The organism is Pseudomonas nitroreducens (assembly GCF_024170165.1).
Lineage (GTDB): Bacteria > Pseudomonadota > Gammaproteobacteria > Pseudomonadales > Pseudomonadaceae > Pseudomonas > Pseudomonas nitroreducens_C.
Genome location: NZ_JALJXP010000004.1, coordinates 245452 through 261303, shown reverse-complemented (window position 1 = coordinate 261303; position 15852 = coordinate 245452). Strand labels below are relative to the sequence as shown.

Here is a 15852-nt window from a genome sequence, read left to right as displayed (position 1 = left end):
GAATCAGGCGCGGCGGGTCTGCGGCGAGACGATCTCTTCCCGCAGGGCGCGCAGGTCGGCGGCATCCAGGTTGAGGTGATGGATCGACTTGAGCAGTTTCTGCCGGAGCAGGTCGTCCTGGACCTGTTCGACTGCCCGCATGACTTCCAGCGCCGTGGCTTCGTTGTTGGCGGCGACGGCGTCGAGGGTCTTGCGCAGGCTGCGGGTTGCGTGGTGCACGGGGGTGATCTCCTGAAAACTGCGAGCCTTAGGGTTTGCCGGCGCTTCGTCACGGACGCGACAGACCCCATTTCGCGCTATCGGGCGCGAAGTTGAAATTGCATTTACTGGGTGTTTCTGGCGTGGTACCGCACGAAACGTGCTCCGTCCCTTCGGGTTGCGCGGCAAACGAGGCCATGCGTCGTTGCGTGACTTGCCAAGGGACCACCATTGCCTGCGTCACGCGTCTAGCCTGGCCTCGTTTGGCGCAGCAACGCGTTCCGCGTCGAAACGCCGGCAAACCCTACGACCTGAATATTTCCAATAAATTTCAACAAGTTGCTTTCCGATCGACGGACATGATGTCGCACTAATGGCCAGCCGCCGGGGAAAGCATGCACAACGCCAGCAGCGGCGCGAGGTTGAGCAGCAGCACGCCGATCTTGTAGATCGCCATGCCGCCGTAATGAATCGCATCGAATTGCTCCACCGGCAGGTCGAACCAGCGGCGGTGCAGGCGGTAGACGAAGTCGTGGGCGAGGGTGAAGGCGGCGAACCAGATCAGCAGGATGGCGTAGTTGATCAGGGTGCAGTAGAGCAGGAAGGGTTTCAGGTCCTGGAGCAGCATGGCGATTCTCCGGGTACGTACTGCGTTGGACGCGGGCCCGCAGGGATGGTTTCAGGCAGTGCAACGGGCTTCGGTCCGATAGCCGGCGCGCTGGCCGCCGGCCATAATGTGCGCCTGCCGCAAACCATGTGATCTTTGCCGCGCGACCGCTGTCCGATGTCCGGACGGCTACCCTTGCCGTTACACCCCACATTCTTCTTCTGCCTGCCGGACTCGCCATGTTCAGCCCGCTCGTCACGTTCCCCGCGCTCTATACCGCCACGCTGCTGATGCTCGCCGGCTCCGGCCTGTTCACCACCTACATGGGCCTGCGCCTGACCCAGGAGGGCGTCAGCGATCTCTGGGTCGGCGGCCTGATGGCGGCTTATTACTTCGGTCTGGTCTGTGGCGGCAAGTTCGGCCACAAGCTGATCGCCGGCTTCGGCCACATCCGTTCCTACGTCGCCTGCGCCGGCATGGCCACGGTGATCGTGCTGATCCACGCGCTGGTCTCGCAGCTGGAGGTGTGGATCTTCCTGCGCTTCATCATGGGCGCGGTGATGATGAACCAGTACATGGTGATCGAGAGCTGGCTCAACGAGCAGGCCGAAGGGCACCAGCGCGGCAAGGTGTTCGCCGGCTACATGGTGGCAGTGGACGCCGGCCTGGTGGTCGGCCAGGGCCTGCTGGCGCTGAGCCCGGCGCTGGACTACAAGCCGCTGCTGCTGGTCGCCATGTGCTTCTCGTCCTGCCTGATCCCGCTGGCGCTGACCCGTCGCGTCCACCCGGCCAAGCTGGTGGCGGCGCCGCTGGAGATCGGTTTCTTCTGGAAGCGCGTGCCGCAGTCGCTGGGCACCATCTTCGTCGCCGGCCTGATGGTCGGCGCCTTCTACGGCCTGGCACCGGTGTACGCCGCGCGCAACGGCCTGGACACGGCGCAGTCGAGCTTCTTCGTCGGCATGTGCATCGTCGCCGGCTTCTGCGCGCAGTGGCCGCTGGGCTGGCTGTCCGACCGGGTCAACCGCAGCTGGCTGATCCGCGCCAATGCCTTGCTGCTGTGCCTGGCCGCGGTGCCGATGTGGGGGCTGATCGAATTGCCCTACACGCTGCTGCTGGCCAACGGTTTCCTCACCGGCATGCTGCTGTTCACCCTCTATCCGCTGGCCGTGGCCCTGGGCAACGACCACGTCGAGCAGTCGCGGCGGGTGGCGCTGTCGGCGATGCTGCTGACCACCTACGGCGTCGGCGCCTGTATCGGCCCGCTGTTCGCCGGCGCGATGATGCGCCACTTCGGCCCGGGCATGTTCTACATGCTGGTCTCGGCCTATGCGCTGATCCTGATCTTCTGGGTGCAGCCCAAGCGCGTTACCGGCGTACACCGTGTCGACGAGGCTCCGCTGCACCACGTGGCCATGCCCGACACCGTCAGCCCGATGGCCGCGGCACTGGACCCGCGCGTCGAGGAAGTGCCGGAAGAGCTGGTGGTGGAAGCGCCCGCTAGCATTGGCCGCTCCGATGGCGAGCCCGACGGCAGCGAAACGAAGAGCTGATCGCCTTCAGCGCAGCGCAGAAATGAGAAAGCCCGGCAGATGCCGGGCTTTTCTTTCGCCTGTCAGGCGTATTTCGTCTGGATCAGGAAACACGCTTGAGGTGGGCATCGAACACGGTGTCACCACCGGACTCGGCGACCATGTTGCTGTGCAGCTTGTCGATGGTGTGCTCGGAGCCGTTCTCGGCTACGCGGACGTCATCCATCTGCTTGTGCAGGCGGTCGATGGTGCGCTCGGAGCCGTTGTCGGCAACGCGGGCATCGTCCATCTGCTTGTGCAGGCGGTCGATGGTGCGCTCGGAGCCGTTGTCGGCAACGCGGGCATCGTCCATTTGCTTGTGCAGGCGGTCGATGGTGCGGTCGGAGCCATTCTCGGCAACGCGGGCTTCAGCACTCTTCTGCTGCAGCTGGTGTTCTTGTTGCGGGATGGAGCGCGGGCCGTTGTTGAGGATGGCCGGAGCGGCGAAGACGGCGCTGGCGGATATCAGGGAAGTGAGTGCAAGGCTGAGGGCGATCTGGCGTTTCATGTTGTGTGGCTCCGAAAGGGGGGCGGTTTGTCTTGGCTACGGGTCTATTTTCCCTTCGGATAAATCGATTTAAAAACGATGCCGCGTAATACAGAGCATCAGTGTTGTCGATTATTTAGCCGGCTAATTTCTACTATCGCCGCCAATGATGGAACGACGAAAACCGCTCAAGGGCGGTGTTTTCAGGCGCGTTGCAGAAGGTTTCAGGGAAGACGCCGTTACAAGCTTCGGCTGGCCTGTTATCGATGGCGGGCTTTCGCGGGCTTCGAGCGATAAGAAAGCCCGGCGGGGCCGGGCTTTTCTCTCACCTTGCGGTGTACTGCTGCGAGCGTTATGCCTTCAGGTGGGCATCGAACACGGTATCGCCACCGGACTCGGCGACCATGTTGCTGTGCAGTTGGTCGACGGTGTGCTCGGAACCGTTTTCGGCAACGCTCATCTCGCTGTGCAGGCGGTCGATGGTCTTGCTCGAACCGTTTTCAGCGACACCCAATTGCTTGTGCAGGCGGTCGACGGTCTGGCTGGAGCCATTCTCGGCGACGTTCATTTCCTGGTGCAGGCGATCAACCGATTTGCTGGAGCCGTTCTCGGCAACGCTCATCTCGCTGTGCAGGCGGTCGATGGTCTTGCTCGAACCGTTTTCAGCGACGCCCAGTTGCTTGTGCAGGCGATCGACGGTCTGGCTGGAGCCGTTCTCGGCGACGTTCATCTGCTGGTGCAGGCGGTCAACCGACTGGCTCGAACCGTTCTCGGCAACGCTCATCTCGCTGTGCAGGCGGTCGACGGTTTGGCTCGAACCGTTTTCAGCGACGCCCAGTTGCTTGTGCAGGCGGTCGACGGTCTGGCTGGAGCCATTCTCGGCGACGTTCATTTTCTGGATCAGACGATCGACCGACTGGCTGGAACCGTTTTCGGCGATACGGGCCTTGGCCGCGTCGAGTTGTTTCTGCTGCTGACCCAGGCTGCGTTCGGCGCCGTCCTGAACCAGGATCTGGGTCTGGCTGGCGTTGATGACCGGGGATTCCTGCTGGGAGCCGGCGAAAGCGGCATTGGCAGCAAGTACGGAGAGGGCAAAGCCAAGTACGAGGGTGCGTTTCATGATGCGGCTCCAGAAAGAGTGGGGGAGTTCGTTGGACACGGACTCAGTATCTGTTCTGGATTATCGATTGGAAAACGAACCCGGAAGATAGTCGCTATCGATGCCGATGATGGTCAGAAAGTATATTTAAAATCATATAGTTAGTTTTGAAAATTGACTTCTATCAACGCCTTCGATGGGCGCTATCGGCGTGATTGGTAATATCTGATTAATTGATGTGTTTCAGGCCGAATTGCCGGGAGCGCCTCTGGAATGAGGGTTTGGCGGGCGCCATGGACCTGGCGCCTGATTGATTCACACAGGCACCCCATGGCTTCGTAGGAGCGGACTCCGTCCGCGATAGCTCACAGCGGGCTCGAAACATCGCGGATAAATCCGCTCCTGCGGGGTGCCTTTGGCGCAGGCAGCAGGATGCCCGGCCGGAGCCGGGCATCGAGGCGAGCGATGGAGCGGGTTACTTCAGGTCCTGCAGCAGGTCGGCCATGTCGTCGGCATGCTCTTCCTCCTGGGCGAGGATCTCCTCGAACAGGCGGCGCGTGGTCGGGTCGTCGTCGCCCAGGTAGACCACGATCTCGCGGTAGCTGTCGACGGCGATGCGCTCGGCCACCAGGTTCTCGGTGATCATCTCGCGCAGGTTGGAGCCGGCCACGTATTCGGCGTGGGAACGCTCGGTCAGTCCATCGGGGCTGAAGTCCGGCTCACCGCCCAGCTGCATGATGCGCTCGGCCAGCAGGTCGGCGTGCTGCAACTCCTGGGTGGCGTGTTCGAGGAACTCGGCGGCGGCCACGCTGGCCTTCAGGCCGGTGGCCATGAAGTAGTGGCGCTTGTAGCGCAGGTAGCAGACCAGCTCGGTGGCCAGCGACTCGTTGAGCAGACGCAGTACGGTCTTGCGGTCGGCATGGTAGCCCTCGGTCACCGCGCCTTCTTCGATGTTGCGGCGCGCCCGTTGGCGCAGGGTCTGGACGTCGGTCAATTGTGCCTGGTTCATCAACTCTCTCCTTAACGGCGGGCCATGTGACAGGCCGGCGCTGCGGTGGCGCACGGCGCGGTTCGGGTCACAAGGGTGTGAGTCGCGGGTGGCGGGGAAAGTTTGGTTTTTTTGCCCGGCAGGCCCGCTGTCCGAATTTGCCGCGCAGATTGCGGGAGCCATCACCTCGCTATGCTGGTCCAAGACGACAGGCCAAGGGAGAATGCCCGCCCGGCATGCTCAGGCGGCCGATGATGAATGGCAGCGGCGTGGGGACGTCGCTGCTTCCACCGACGCGGCAAGCAGGGAGTTCAGGTATGACGCGCGGGAAACGAATCTGCCTCTGGAGCTTCGCGGGTTTCATCGCGGTAATCGCCGCGCTGGTGGTGTTCATCGCCACCTTCGACTGGAACCGGGTGAAGCCGACCATCAACGAAAAGGTCTCGGCCGAGCTGGGCCGCCCCTTCGCCATCAACGGCGACCTGCAGGTGTTCTGGCGCACCGAGCCGGCGGAGGGCGGCTGGCGCGCCTATGTGCCGTGGCCGCACTTCAGCGCCGCCGACATTACCCTGGGCAACCCCGAGTGGGCGGCCGGCAAGACCCGCTCGGCCAACTTTGCCAGCCTGGAGAAAGTCGAGTTCCGCCTGGCGCCGCTGCCGCTGTTGTGGCAGACCGTGAACATCCCGCAGATCGTCCTCACCCGCCCCAGCGCCGATCTGCTGCGGCTCGCGGATGGGCGGGCGACCTGGACCTTCGAGCTGCCGAAGAAGGAGGAGGACCCCAACGCCCCGCCTGAGCAGTCGTCGTGGAAGCTGGACATCGGCGAGATCGGCTTCGACAAGGGCAGCGTCACCCTCGATGACCAGCGGCTGAAGACCCGCCTGGAGCTGCTGGTGGATCCGCTCGGCAAGCCGGTACCGTTCGGCGAACTGGCGGGCAAGGCGCTGGCCGGCGGCGACAAGGCCGAGACCCAGGACTACGTGTTCGGCTGGAAGCTCAAGGGCCAGTACAAGGGCCTGCCGCTCAACGGCACGGGCAAGGTCGGCGGCATGCTCGCCCTGCAGGATGCGACCAAGCCCTTCCCGGTGCAGGCCGATGTTTCCGCCGGCAGCACCCGCGCGAGCATCGTCGGCACGCTGGTCGACCCGCTGAACCTCGGCGCGCTGGACCTGCGCCTGAAGCTGGCGGGCACCAGCATGGCCAACCTGTTCCCGCTCACCGGCGTGACCCTGCCTGATACGCCGGCCTACGAGACCGATGGGCGCCTGAAGGCCGAGCTGCACGATTCGGCCGGCGCGCAGTTCCATTACGAGAACTTCAACGGCAAGGTCGGCGACAGCGATCTGCATGGCGACCTGGTGTTCGTCAATCGCCAGCCGCGGCCCAAGCTCTCCGGCAAGCTGCGTTCGGATCAGCTGCGCATGGCCGATCTCGGCCCGCTGATCGGCGCCGACTCCAACAAGGACAAGCAGGCGCGCGGGCAGAGTACCCGACAGCCGGCGGACAAGGTGCTGCCGGTGGAAGAGTTCCGCACCGACCGCTGGCGCGCCATGGATGCCGACGTGGAGTTCACCGGCAAGCGTATCGTCCACAGTGACAAGCTGCCGATCAGCGACCTCTACACCCACCTGGTGCTCAACGACGGCCTGCTGACCCTGGAGCCGCTGCGCTTCGGCGTGGCCGGCGGCACGCTGGATTCGCACATCCGCCTGGACGGCGGCAAGACGCCGTTGCAGAGCAAGGTCCAGTTGCAGGCGCGCAGCTTCAAGCTCAAGGAGCTGTTCCCCAGCTTCGCGCCGATGCAGTCGAGCTTCGGCGAGCTGAATGGCGATGCGGCCATCAGCGGCACCGGCAATTCGGTGGCGACCATCCTCGCCGGCGCCAACGGCGAGATGAAACTGCTGATCAACGACGGCCGCATCAGCCGCAGCCTGATGGAGATCGCCGGGCTCAACGTGGGCAACTACGTGGTGAACAAGCTGTTCGGCGATGACGAAGTGAAGATCAACTGCGCCGCTGCCGACGTGGGCATCACCAATGGCCTGGCCAAGCCGCGGGTGTTCGCCTTCGATACCGAGAACGCGATCATCACGGTGGACGGCACGGCCAACTTCGCCTCCGAGCAGCTGGACCTGGACATCACTCCGCAGAGCAAGGGCGTGCGGATCTTCTCCCTGCGGTCGCCGCTCTATGTGCAGGGCACCTTCAAGAACCCGAAGGCGGGAGTGCATGTCCTGCCGCTGGCGGCGCGTGGCGCGGGGATGGTTGCCCTGGGCGTGGCCGTTGCCCCGGCGGCGGCGCTGCTGGCGCTCGTCGCCCCGAGCAAGCAGGACGACAACCAGTGCACCGCGCTGCTGGAGCAGATGAAGCAGCCGGCGAAGGCCAAGCGTCAGTAATCCGGGGTAGGAGCGGATTTATCCGCGATGGACTTGGCGCGACGATGGGCCAATCGTGGACGGAGACCGCTCCTGCATCACCGGGAAATACCGTGCTCACTGCAGGAGCGGGGCATGCCCGCGATCGCGCGCATGGCGCGCTCCTGCAGGTGGCGCCCACTTAATAGATGGGCACGTAGAGATCGGTTTCCGAGGCAGCGTTCTGCGGGCCGAGGAAGCGTTCGGTGTAGCGCTCCAGGCCCACACCTTTCTTCGGCTCCAGGCCGTGGCGGGTCAGCAGGCTGGAATAGATGGCCTGGAAGCTGTCGGCAATGGCGCTGACCGGGCCTATGTGGGTGAACACTGCGTACTTCTGCGCAGGCACCGCGAAGCGGATCATGCCCTCGGGCACGGCCGCGCCGGCGTCCACCGGCAGGCCGGCGATGTAGTGGAACTCCCCGCCCGGCAGCTGGGTGCAGACGCCATAGGCGGTCTTGTCCGCCGCGCTGGCTGCGACTTCCTGCTCGCGCGGCAGGAAGCGCTGCCACAGCTGGCCGATGCTGTCGCCCGGCGCGCTGCCGCGGCAGTCCATGCCCACCACGTCGAAGGCGGGCAGTTCGATGATGCGGTATTTCATGGGCGGCTCCTGAGATGGCTGCTGGGATGATAGACGGCCCCCGTGTGGCGGGAACATCCCCGGCGTCCACGGCTGTGGCGACGGTCCGAATGAAAAGGCCCCCGCCGTTGGGCGAGGGCCTTGTCGTCACGGGTCAGGCCTGCGTCACGGCTGGTAGTCGCGCTCGTGGCGGTCCAGCTCGGAACAGGTCATGAAACCCGAGCCATCCACCTTGCCGCTGCCGTCGAAGCTTACGTAGAAGGGTTGTTGCTGCCCGTCCTTGCTGAGGATGTAGCTGTTGCAGCTGCCCGGCTTCATCAGCCGCTTCTGCGTTGCCGACGGGGTACCGCCAATCTTCAGGACTTCTTCCTGGCTCATCCCCTTCTCGACGTTGCGCACCAGCGGCTGGTCGCGGAAGGTGATGTAGTTGACCGGGTTCTGCACCTTGGTGGAAGCGCAGCCCGCCACCGAGGCCAGTACCAACAGCGCCAGCAGTGATCGCTTGTACATGGTGTTCTCCTTGGTTGAGCAACTCACTCGCTCAACTTGGAGCCTAGGCCATGATCCGGCGTTCAAGAAATCTGCACGGCACGGGGTTTACTGGGCGTCCTTCAGGGCGTCGTCCAGGCGCTGCTGGTTCTGCACGTTCGCCGCATCGATCTGCTGCTTGAGCTGCTGCATCTGCTGCTGGGCCTGTTGCGCCTGCTGGGCTTGCAGCTTGGCGCTGGTGGCCGTGGTAGCGGCGGTTTCGCCCAGGCCGCAGGCGCAAAGCACGGCGGGCAGGAGCAGGAGGCTGGTCATTTGCATGGCGCGCATGGCGGGCTCCGGGACGGGGGGCATGACCGCCACCTTAGTGCATGGCAGCATGCCCGTCAGTGAGCGGCTGCTCAGCCGTAGCGCTTCATCGCCTCGATGGCCAGGCCGTTGCCGATCCCGCCGAAACGGTCGCCGTCGACGTGGCGGGCGTTGGGCAGCATCGCCGCCACGCTCTGGCGCAGGGCCGGCACACCGGAGGAGCCGCCGGTGAAGAACACGGTGTCGACCCGTGCCGGGTCCACGTCGGCGGAATGCAGCAGGTCGGTGATGCTGCCACGCACGCGCTCCAGCAGCGGGCCGATGGCGTCTTCGAACAGCTCGCGGCTCAGTTCGGCCACCAGGCCGGCTTCGACGCGCGCCAGGTCGATGTCGCGGCGCTCGGTGTCGGACAGCTCGATCTTGCTCGCTTCCACCTGCATCGCCAGCCAGTGGCCGGCGCGCTGCTCGATGAGCTTGAACAGGCGGTCGATGCCGGTGGCATCGACGATGTCGTAGCGCATGTTCTTCAGCGCCAGCTGGGACTTCTGCGCGTACACCGCATTGATGGTGTGCCAGGTGGCGAGGTTGAGGTGGTAGCTGGTCGGCATGAAGGCGTCGCTCTTCATCTTGCTGCCGTAGCCGAACAGCGGCATCACGCCCTGGATGCTGAGCTGCTTGTCGAAGTCGGTACCGCCGATGTGCACGCCGCCGGTGGCGAGGATATCGCTCTGGCGGTCTGCCACTTCGCGGCGCTCCGGCGACAGGCGCACCAGCGAGAAGTCCGAGGTACCGCCGCCGATATCGACGATCAGCACCAGTTCTTCACGCTCGATGCTGCGCTCGTAGTCGAAGGCTGCGGCGAGGGGTTCGTACTGGAAGGAGACGTCCTTGAAACCGAGCTTCTGCGCCACGGCCACCAGGGTGTCCTGGGCTTCCTGGTCGGCCTTGGGGTCGTCGTCGACGAAGAACACCGGACGGCCCAGCACCACGGCATCGAACTCGCGGTCGGCGACTGCCTCGGCGCGCTTCTTCAGCTCGCCGATGAACAGCCCCAGCAGGTCCTTAAACGGCATGGCGCTGCCCAGCACGGTGGTCTCGCTTTTCAGCAGCGAGGAGCCCAGCAGGCTTTTCAGCGAGCGCATCAGGCGGCCTTCATAGCCTTCCAGGTACTCGTGCAGGGCCAGGCGGCCATAGACCGGACGGCGTTCCTCGACGTTGAAGAAGATCACCGAGGGCAGGGTGATCTTGTCGTCTTCCAGGGCGATCAGCGGTTCGCTGTCCGGACGCCACCAGCCGACGGTGGAGTTGGAGGTGCCGAAGTCGATGCCCAGGGCGCGGGCCGCAGTGGTCGGGAACATGATGCGGAGGTGTCCGGAGAAAAAACGGCCGCGCAGTGTACGCGAGTACTCGGCGAAATTCAGGGTATCCGTCGGGAAGCGATGGTGGCAAAGAGGGCTTGGGGAGTAGCTTGTAGTTTTGCTACATTGTGTTCCTGTAGTTTTCCTACAAGAGTTTTCCACTATCTGATTTCCGTTCTCCCACCCCGTACCAGCAGTTGGATCCCACCATGCACAGAGCCTCCTTCCACGAATTGCGCAAGGATTTCCGCGCCTTACTGAATTCTTCAGCCTGCTATCACACCGCTTCGGTGTTCGACCCCATGTCCGCGCGCATCGCCGGCGATCTGGGTTTCGAAGTGGGGATCCTGGGCGGTTCTGTAGCTTCACTACAAGTTCTGGCGGCGCCGGACTTTGCGCTGATCACCCTGAGCGAATTCACCGAGCAGGCTACCCGCATCGGTCGTGTCGCCCGCCTGCCGGTGATCGCCGACGCCGACCACGGCTACGGCAACGCGCTGAACACCATGCGTACCATCGTGGAGCTGGAGCGTGCCGGCGTGGCTGCGCTGACCATCGAGGACACCCTGCTGCCCGCGCAGTTCGGCCGCAAGTCCACCGACCTGATCCCGGTCGAGGAAGGCGTCGGCAAGATTCGCGCGGCGCTGGAAGCGCGCATCGACTCGGAAATGGCGATCATCGCCCGCACCAACGCTGAAGTGCTCGAAGTGGACGACGTGATCCGCCGCACCCTGGCCTACCAGGCCGCTGGCGCCGACGGCATCTGCATGGTCGGCATTCGCGACTTCGATCACCTGGAAGCCATCTCCCGCCACCTGTCCGTGCCGCTGATGCTGGTGTCCTACGGCAACCCCGAGCTGCGCGACGACGCGCGACTGGCCGAGCTGGGCGTGCGCATCGTGGTCGACGGCCACGCTGCCTACTTCGCCGCGATCAAGGCCACTTACGACTGCCTGCGCGAACAGCGCGGCGTGCATGCCTCCGACCTGACCGCTTCGGAGCTGGCGAAGAAGTACACGCTGCCCGAGGAGTACCAGATCTGGGCGCGCGAATACATGGAAGTCAAAGAGTAGGACCGCCTGTTCCGTCCTGTGCCGCTCAGTGACGCGGCAGATGCGCCAGCAGGTACTCGACCTGGGCGTTGAAGGGATAGAGCAGAGTGCCTTCGGGTTTCTCCGCCTTGCGCAGGTAGCTCCAGCGCGAGAGCAGGGAGTCCCGGCTGGCACCGGCGGGTAGCGCCGCCAGGCGTTCGCCGATCAGCTCCTGCAGTTCCCCGATGCGTGTCGCATCGCCCCCGCTGTCCTTCCCCAGCAAACGCCCGTTGGCCCGCCGCGCCTCCAGCAGCGCCAGCTCGCGCAATTCATCCGCCACTCCCTGTGACGCCGGCTCCCGTGTCAGGATGAAGCTGTCGAACAGCCCGGCCACTTCCTGCGTCTGCGCCACCGCGTGCTGCAGGCTCACATCCTTCTGCGAGTACGCCGCGCGTACTTGCTCCAGCGTCTGCCGATAGAGCTGCCAGAGGTCCTGCAGATTGGCTGCGTTCTTCTGTTGCGCCAGTTGTTGCTCGAAACCCTGGCCGAGGCTGTCCAGCCGCACGAGGAAACGCGCATCGCCGGTGGCGCTGTACAGCAGCAGGTAGCGCTCCATGTCCTGCAGACTGGCATCGATGAGGTCGGCATTGGCGGCGCGTGGCAGCAGGCCGGCAAGCAGCAGGCTGGCGATCAGGGTGCAGGCTTGGCGCATGGGAAATTCCGCACGGACTCAGGGACCCTCTGATTCTCCCCGGCGCTGCTGACGCGAACCATCAGACGTATCTGCTTTGCCGGCGACGCACTCGTCGCTTCGCGCGCCATCGCCCTTGCAATCGCCGCCCGCACGCTGCATATCTTCAGGACACGCGAATTTTCCACGGGAGGTCGCCATGGCCAGCGGCTGGGCAAACGACGGAGCGGTTCAGGAGCAGATCGACAGCACCATCGAGGACGCCATCGCTCGGGCGCGCAACCAGCTGCCCAGGGGCGAGAGCCTGACCCATTGCGAGGAATGCGATGCGCCGATTCCCGAGGCGCGGCGCAAGGCCATTCCCGGCGTGCGCCTGTGCGTGAACTGCCAGGCCGAACACGACAAGGAGCAGGCGAACCATGCCGGCTACAACCGTCGTGGCAGCAAGGACAGTCAGCTGCGCTGATATCGGCTGTGACATTGAAAACGGCGCCCAGGGGCGCCGTTTTGCATTGTGCTGTTGTAGGAGCGAGCTTGCTCGCGAACCGCCCTGAGCTACTGAGTTGGGTCGGGTTCGCGAGCAATGACTGGGCGTCCCCCTCGCTCCTACTAAAAGCAGTCAGGAGGTGAGCGGCACCAGCACGCTGAAGGTGATGATGCCGTCGGCCTGCTCCACCTCGATGCGGCCGCCATGGGCGCTGACGATCGCCTGGGAGATGTACAGGCCTATGCCCAGCCCGCTCTTGTTGCGGCCGTGGCCGGGGGCGTCCTGCTTGAACGGCTCGAACAGGTTGGCGAGGCGCGCCTCGTCCAGCGCTTCGGCTTCATTGAGGATGCTCAGCCGCGCGAGCTCGCCGTGGCGGCGCAACTCCACCAGCACCGGGCGTCCGGGGCGGCCATGGTGGCGGGCGTTGCTGAGCAGGTTGGCGATCACCTGCAGGTAACGGTCCGGGTCGACCTGGGCCTGCACGCCTTCCTCGACGGCGGTCTCGATGGCAAGGCCCGGATAGGCCACGTCGGTTTCCTGGACGATGTCGCGCACCAGTCGCGACAGGTCGGCGGCCACCGGCTTCACCGTCATCCCCGCACCGCTCTGCAGCCGGCTCATCTCCAGGATCTGGCTGATCAGGCGTTCCATGCGGCTGCTGGAGTAGGTGATGTGCTGGCGCAGTTCGGCGTTGCGCACATCGCTGGAGGAGAGCATCGCCGCCGCCATGGAGATCGATTGCAGCGGGTTGCGCAGGTCGTGGCCGAGCACGGCGATCAGGCGCTGGCGCATGCGGTCGATCTCGCCGGCGCGGTTCAGGCACAGCTCCACCAGTTCGGTACGCAGCTTCTCGGCGATGGAGAGGTCGATGCCGGTCCAGGGCATGGAGCGCCCGCGCACCACTTCCTCCCAGGCTTCGAAGGAGCCACGTGGGGTCAGGCGCGCTCCGGAGGGGCCGGTCTTGACGATCTTCTCCGGCTTGCCACCCCAGCGGATACGGTGCACCTGCTCCAGGCGCAGCCAGACGATCCAGCCCGACTCCTGGCGATGGAAACGGATCGCCATGACGCCGCAGTAGCGCGGATCGTGCTGGCCGTCGGGCAGCTCCAGGCGGTGGTCGCTGTGGAACAGGTCCAGATCCTCGTCCTGCTGCAACTGGGCGACGATGGCCACCGCCAGATCCTCGAAGTCGCCGCCGATGCTGCTGGCTCGCCCGCCGAGCATCACCACCGCGCCGTCGCACGGCAGCAGGTCGGCAACGTTCGTATCGGGGCGCGACAGCGCACTGAGCAGGTCGTCGGAGTCGCGGGTGCGGCGCAGCAGCGCCTGCTGGCGTTCCGAGGCCTGGCGCAGGAGTTCGCTGACGCGGCTCTGCTCCAGGCGTTCGACCATGGCGCTGCACACCTGGGAAAACACCTGGAAGGACATGCGGATCGGGTAAGGCACCACCTTGGGGCTCATGTGGTGGCAGGAGAACAATCCCCACAGGCGCCCGCCGACCACGATGGAAATGCTCATCGATGCACGCACGCCCATGTTGGCGAGGTATTCGCAGTGGATCGGCGAGACGCTGCGCAGGGTGCTGAAACTCAGGTCGAACGGCTTGCCGCTGCCCGGGTTCAGCGTGGGGCGCACGGCCACCGGCTGGTAGGCCGCATCGCCGATCAGGCGCACCGGATTCTGCAGGTACAGACGCCGCGCCTGGGCGGGAATGTCCGAGGCCGGGTAACGCTGGCCGAGGTAGCTTTCCAGGTCCTCGCGGCGGGACTCGGCGACCACCTCGCCGGAGTCGTCCTCGTTGAAGCGGTAGGCCATGACGCGGTCGTAGCCGGTCATCCGCCGCACTTCCTCGGTGACGCTGACCAGCAGGCTTTCGACGTCATTGCGCAGCTGCAGCTGGCTGACCAGGCGCTGGGCGTTGAGGGCGAAGGTGGTGAAGGAGGCGGTGCCGGCGGCGCGCCGCTCGAACTCCAGGTAGCGCACGCCGTCATGGCTGTGGCCGATCACGTCGAAGAAGCGCCGGTTGATCCGCGTTTCGACGCTGTTGACCCAGGGGCCGTCCTCACCCAGCCCTTCGGCGAGCATCGCCAGTACGCCGGGGCCGACGTCGATCTCCGCCAGCGGCTCGCCCAGCGTCGGGGCGATGCCCAGCAGGGCGCTCAGGTTTTCGCTGAAGCCGAGCACGCGGCCCTGTTCGTCGAGGGCGATCAGCGCGCCGTGGGGCTGGATCGCGCCCGGCACATGGATGGGTTCGTCCTCGCAGTTGGCGAGGGTGACCGTCTGCTCACTCATGCCGGGACCGCCCGGCTCGGGGCGTCGTCGAGCACCCAGTCGCGGAACGAGGCGAAGGCCTGCACGGCGGCTTCCTGGGCGCGGGCGATGTCCTCGTCCGAGGTGACATGCTCGGCCAGCAGGCGCTGGAAGCTGCTCCAGCGCTCGCCCGTGTGTTCTCCGTAGCCTTGCAGCCAGCGCAGCGGCAGCGGATCGAGGGAGGCCTTGAGGCGCTTGTAGAGCACTCGCCCGCCCAGGGTCGCGCCCTCGGCGACGTAGGCGATGCCGAAGGCTTCGGCGAGGCAATTCGGCGCGGGAGCGAAAGGGCAGTCGGGGAGGGTATCGGGGCCCTGGCCGGCCAGCAGGTCGGCTTCCAGCCATTGGCTCTTGTCGCGGCGCAGCTGTGCATCTTCGCGGTCCGGCCAGAGCGGCCAGAGGGCTTGTTCCAGCGGGCGCATCCAGCCCAGCACGCGGGCGGCGTGGTCGAGGTAGTCGGCTTGGGTCAGTGCGGCAGTGAGCGGGGAGCGACTGTCGAGGTCGGCATGCAGCTCATGGGTGGAGGCGCGCAACGCGGCCAGCGCGGGCGAGATGCCCGGGCGTTCGTTCGGTTGCGAAGTCATCGCCGTCATCGCGGGTGCCCCTTTTTCTTTGAGCTGCAGAGCATAGCAGCTTGGCCCGCCCGACCGGGGCGATGGGGGAAAGTTGATCGAAATGTCAGGGTTTTGGAGGGGCAGGAGTTTCCCTGTAGGAGCGGGCCATGCCCGCGATTCGCCGGGAGGGCCGGCGCCGTTCTTCGCTCCGATGTTGGTTCTGTATTGCTGCGTTGGCTTGGGTATTTCTGCGTCGCTTCGGCGTGCGCGCGGACTCTGTGTTTCGCCCCCTCGGGCGAGTCACTTCTTCCAAACGCCGAAGAAGTAACCAAGAAGGCTTGCCCCGGACATCCGGTTTTTCGCTTAGGCGAAAAATTCCCTCGTTGAATCGAAGTTTCAGGGGCACGCTGCGAAGGGCCATCCCTGGCCCATCGCAGCTCTCGCGACATCCATGTCGCTCAACCCCTGAAACTCCGCTTCAACGAGGCCTCCTGAACGGGGCTGTCGGCGCGTGCGGATGTTTCTCTGGAAGCCTTTAAAAGCCAAAGCCAAAGCCAAAGCCAAAGCCAAAGCCAAAGGTGAGGGTGGAATATGAGGCTCTTCGTAGGACCGAGGGGGACGCCTAGTCCTTGCTCGCGAACAGCTCTTGGCTCCTGCACTTTCTTTTGAAGATTTCCAGAGAAATACCCGC

At 64.9% G+C, this 15852-nt stretch carries 16 protein-coding genes; 4 read left to right on the top strand and 12 right to left on the bottom strand.

Annotation, left to right across the window (positions count from 1 at the left end; translation table 11 throughout):
• Positions 1-3: 3 nt before the first annotated feature.
• Both J2T47_RS10570 and J2T47_RS10565 read right to left on the bottom strand, forming a co-directional pair.
• On the bottom strand, positions 4-219 hold the full coding sequence (locus tag J2T47_RS10570; RefSeq protein WP_253445736.1) for a hypothetical protein: 216 nt from the start codon (positions 217-219) through the stop codon (positions 4-6).
• Between the two features lie 349 nt (positions 220-568).
• Positions 569-826, bottom strand: coding sequence for a DUF6868 family protein (locus tag J2T47_RS10565; RefSeq protein WP_253445733.1), 258 nt, complete (start codon positions 824-826; stop codon positions 569-571).
• A gap of 218 nt (positions 827-1044) precedes the next feature.
• On the opposite strand from J2T47_RS10565, the gene J2T47_RS10560 reads away from it, so the two are divergent.
• On the top strand, positions 1045-2355 hold the full coding sequence (locus J2T47_RS10560) for an MFS transporter (RefSeq protein WP_253445730.1): 1311 nt from the start codon (positions 1045-1047) through the stop codon (positions 2353-2355).
• Between the two features lie 82 nt (positions 2356-2437).
• Here the strand turns inward: J2T47_RS10560 and J2T47_RS10555 are convergent, their stop codons facing one another.
• The 3 genes from J2T47_RS10555 to J2T47_RS10545 form a co-directional block, all read right to left on the bottom strand.
• Positions 2438-2881 carry a phage infection protein gene (locus tag J2T47_RS10555; RefSeq protein ID WP_253445727.1) on the bottom strand — a complete coding sequence of 148 codons (444 nt, stop codon included), beginning with the start codon at positions 2879-2881 and terminating at the stop codon, positions 2438-2440.
• A 331-nt stretch (positions 2882-3212) separates the two neighbouring features.
• Positions 3213-3980, bottom strand: a complete 768-nt coding sequence (locus J2T47_RS10550) for a hypothetical protein (RefSeq protein ID WP_253445724.1) — start codon at positions 3978-3980, stop codon at positions 3213-3215.
• Between the two features lie 454 nt (positions 3981-4434).
• Positions 4435-4968, bottom strand: coding sequence for a ferritin-like domain-containing protein (locus tag J2T47_RS10545; protein ID WP_253445721.1), 534 nt, complete (start codon positions 4966-4968; stop codon positions 4435-4437).
• A gap of 296 nt (positions 4969-5264) precedes the next feature.
• On the opposite strand from J2T47_RS10545, the gene J2T47_RS10540 reads away from it, so the two are divergent.
• A complete protein-coding gene (locus J2T47_RS10540; protein ID WP_253445718.1) occupies positions 5265-7343 on the top strand; it encodes an AsmA family protein in 2079 nt (692 codons plus the stop codon).
• 160 nt (positions 7344-7503) lie between these two features.
• Here J2T47_RS10540 and J2T47_RS10535 read toward each other — a convergent pair whose 3' ends face one another.
• From J2T47_RS10535 to J2T47_RS10520, 4 genes are all read right to left on the bottom strand, one after another.
• A complete protein-coding gene (locus tag J2T47_RS10535; protein WP_301295466.1) occupies positions 7504-7959 on the bottom strand; it encodes a GyrI-like domain-containing protein in 456 nt (151 codons plus the stop codon).
• Between the two features lie 144 nt (positions 7960-8103).
• The gene (gene osmE / locus J2T47_RS10530; protein ID WP_253445715.1) at positions 8104-8448 is read right to left on the bottom strand and encodes an osmotically-inducible lipoprotein OsmE; all 345 of its coding nucleotides are present in this window, start codon (positions 8446-8448) and stop codon (positions 8104-8106) included.
• 87 nt (positions 8449-8535) lie between these two features.
• The gene (locus J2T47_RS10525; protein WP_253445712.1) at positions 8536-8754 is read right to left on the bottom strand and encodes a hypothetical protein; all 219 of its coding nucleotides are present in this window, start codon (positions 8752-8754) and stop codon (positions 8536-8538) included.
• 71 nt (positions 8755-8825) lie between these two features.
• Positions 8826-10091 (bottom strand): Hsp70 family protein, encoded by a 1266-nt coding sequence (locus J2T47_RS10520; RefSeq protein WP_253445709.1) that lies wholly within the window; start codon positions 10089-10091, stop codon positions 8826-8828.
• Between the two features lie 209 nt (positions 10092-10300).
• Here J2T47_RS10520 and J2T47_RS10515 point away from each other — a divergent pair, with 209 nt between their 5' ends.
• Positions 10301-11164 (top strand): isocitrate lyase/PEP mutase family protein, encoded by an 864-nt coding sequence (locus J2T47_RS10515; RefSeq protein ID WP_017518216.1) that lies wholly within the window; start codon positions 10301-10303, stop codon positions 11162-11164.
• A gap of 25 nt (positions 11165-11189) precedes the next feature.
• On the opposite strand, the gene J2T47_RS10510 is transcribed toward J2T47_RS10515, so the two are convergent.
• Positions 11190-11834, bottom strand: a complete 645-nt coding sequence (locus J2T47_RS10510; RefSeq protein ID WP_253445705.1) for a hypothetical protein — start codon at positions 11832-11834, stop codon at positions 11190-11192.
• Between the two features lie 178 nt (positions 11835-12012).
• Between J2T47_RS10510 and J2T47_RS10505 the strand changes: the two genes are divergently transcribed.
• Positions 12013-12279 carry a DksA/TraR family C4-type zinc finger protein gene (locus tag J2T47_RS10505; RefSeq protein ID WP_253445703.1) on the top strand — a complete coding sequence of 89 codons (267 nt, stop codon included), beginning with the start codon at positions 12013-12015 and terminating at the stop codon, positions 12277-12279.
• Positions 12280-12432: 153 nt separating this feature from the next.
• Here J2T47_RS10505 and J2T47_RS10500 read toward each other — a convergent pair whose 3' ends face one another.
• Entirely contained in the window at positions 12433-14592 is a 2160-nt protein-coding gene (locus J2T47_RS10500) for a GAF domain-containing protein (protein ID WP_253445701.1), read from the bottom strand.
• Positions 14589-15191, bottom strand: coding sequence for a biliverdin-producing heme oxygenase (locus tag J2T47_RS10495; RefSeq protein WP_253445699.1), 603 nt, complete (start codon positions 15189-15191; stop codon positions 14589-14591). Before J2T47_RS10495 ends, J2T47_RS10500 begins: the two co-directional genes overlap by 4 nt.
• Positions 15192-15852: the final 661 nt, after the last annotated feature.

Bases quoted from the DNA above. Each gene is read 5' to 3' on its own strand.
- J2T47_RS10540 (WP_253445718.1), top strand. From the start codon at position 5,265: ATGACGCGCGGGAAACGAATCTGCCTCTGGAGCTTCGCGGGTTTCATC.
- J2T47_RS10565 (WP_253445733.1), bottom strand. From the start codon at position 826: ATGCTGCTCCAGGACCTGAAACCCTTCCTGCTCTACTGCACCCTGATC.
- J2T47_RS10555 (WP_253445727.1), bottom strand. From the start codon at position 2,881: ATGAAACGCCAGATCGCCCTCAGCCTTGCACTCACTTCCCTGATATCC.
- J2T47_RS10525 (WP_253445712.1), bottom strand. From the start codon at position 8,754: ATGCGCGCCATGCAAATGACCAGCCTCCTGCTCCTGCCCGCCGTGCTT.
- J2T47_RS10500 (WP_253445701.1), bottom strand. From the start codon at position 14,592: ATGAGTGAGCAGACGGTCACCCTCGCCAACTGCGAGGACGAACCCATC.
- J2T47_RS10515 (WP_017518216.1), top strand. From the start codon at position 10,301: ATGCACAGAGCCTCCTTCCACGAATTGCGCAAGGATTTCCGCGCCTTA.
- J2T47_RS10505 (WP_253445703.1), top strand. From the start codon at position 12,013: ATGGCCAGCGGCTGGGCAAACGACGGAGCGGTTCAGGAGCAGATCGAC.
- J2T47_RS10535 (WP_301295466.1), bottom strand. From the start codon at position 7,959: ATGAAATACCGCATCATCGAACTGCCCGCCTTCGACGTGGTGGGCATG.
- J2T47_RS10510 (WP_253445705.1), bottom strand. From the start codon at position 11,834: ATGCGCCAAGCCTGCACCCTGATCGCCAGCCTGCTGCTTGCCGGCCTG.
- J2T47_RS10495 (WP_253445699.1), bottom strand. From the start codon at position 15,191: ATGACTTCGCAACCGAACGAACGCCCGGGCATCTCGCCCGCGCTGGCC.
- J2T47_RS10520 (WP_253445709.1), bottom strand. From the start codon at position 10,091: ATGTTCCCGACCACTGCGGCCCGCGCCCTGGGCATCGACTTCGGCACC.
- J2T47_RS10560 (WP_253445730.1), top strand. From the start codon at position 1,045: ATGTTCAGCCCGCTCGTCACGTTCCCCGCGCTCTATACCGCCACGCTG.
- osmE (WP_253445715.1), bottom strand. From the start codon at position 8,448: ATGTACAAGCGATCACTGCTGGCGCTGTTGGTACTGGCCTCGGTGGCG.
- J2T47_RS10550 (WP_253445724.1), bottom strand. From the start codon at position 3,980: ATGAAACGCACCCTCGTACTTGGCTTTGCCCTCTCCGTACTTGCTGCC.
- J2T47_RS10545 (WP_253445721.1), bottom strand. From the start codon at position 4,968: ATGAACCAGGCACAATTGACCGACGTCCAGACCCTGCGCCAACGGGCG.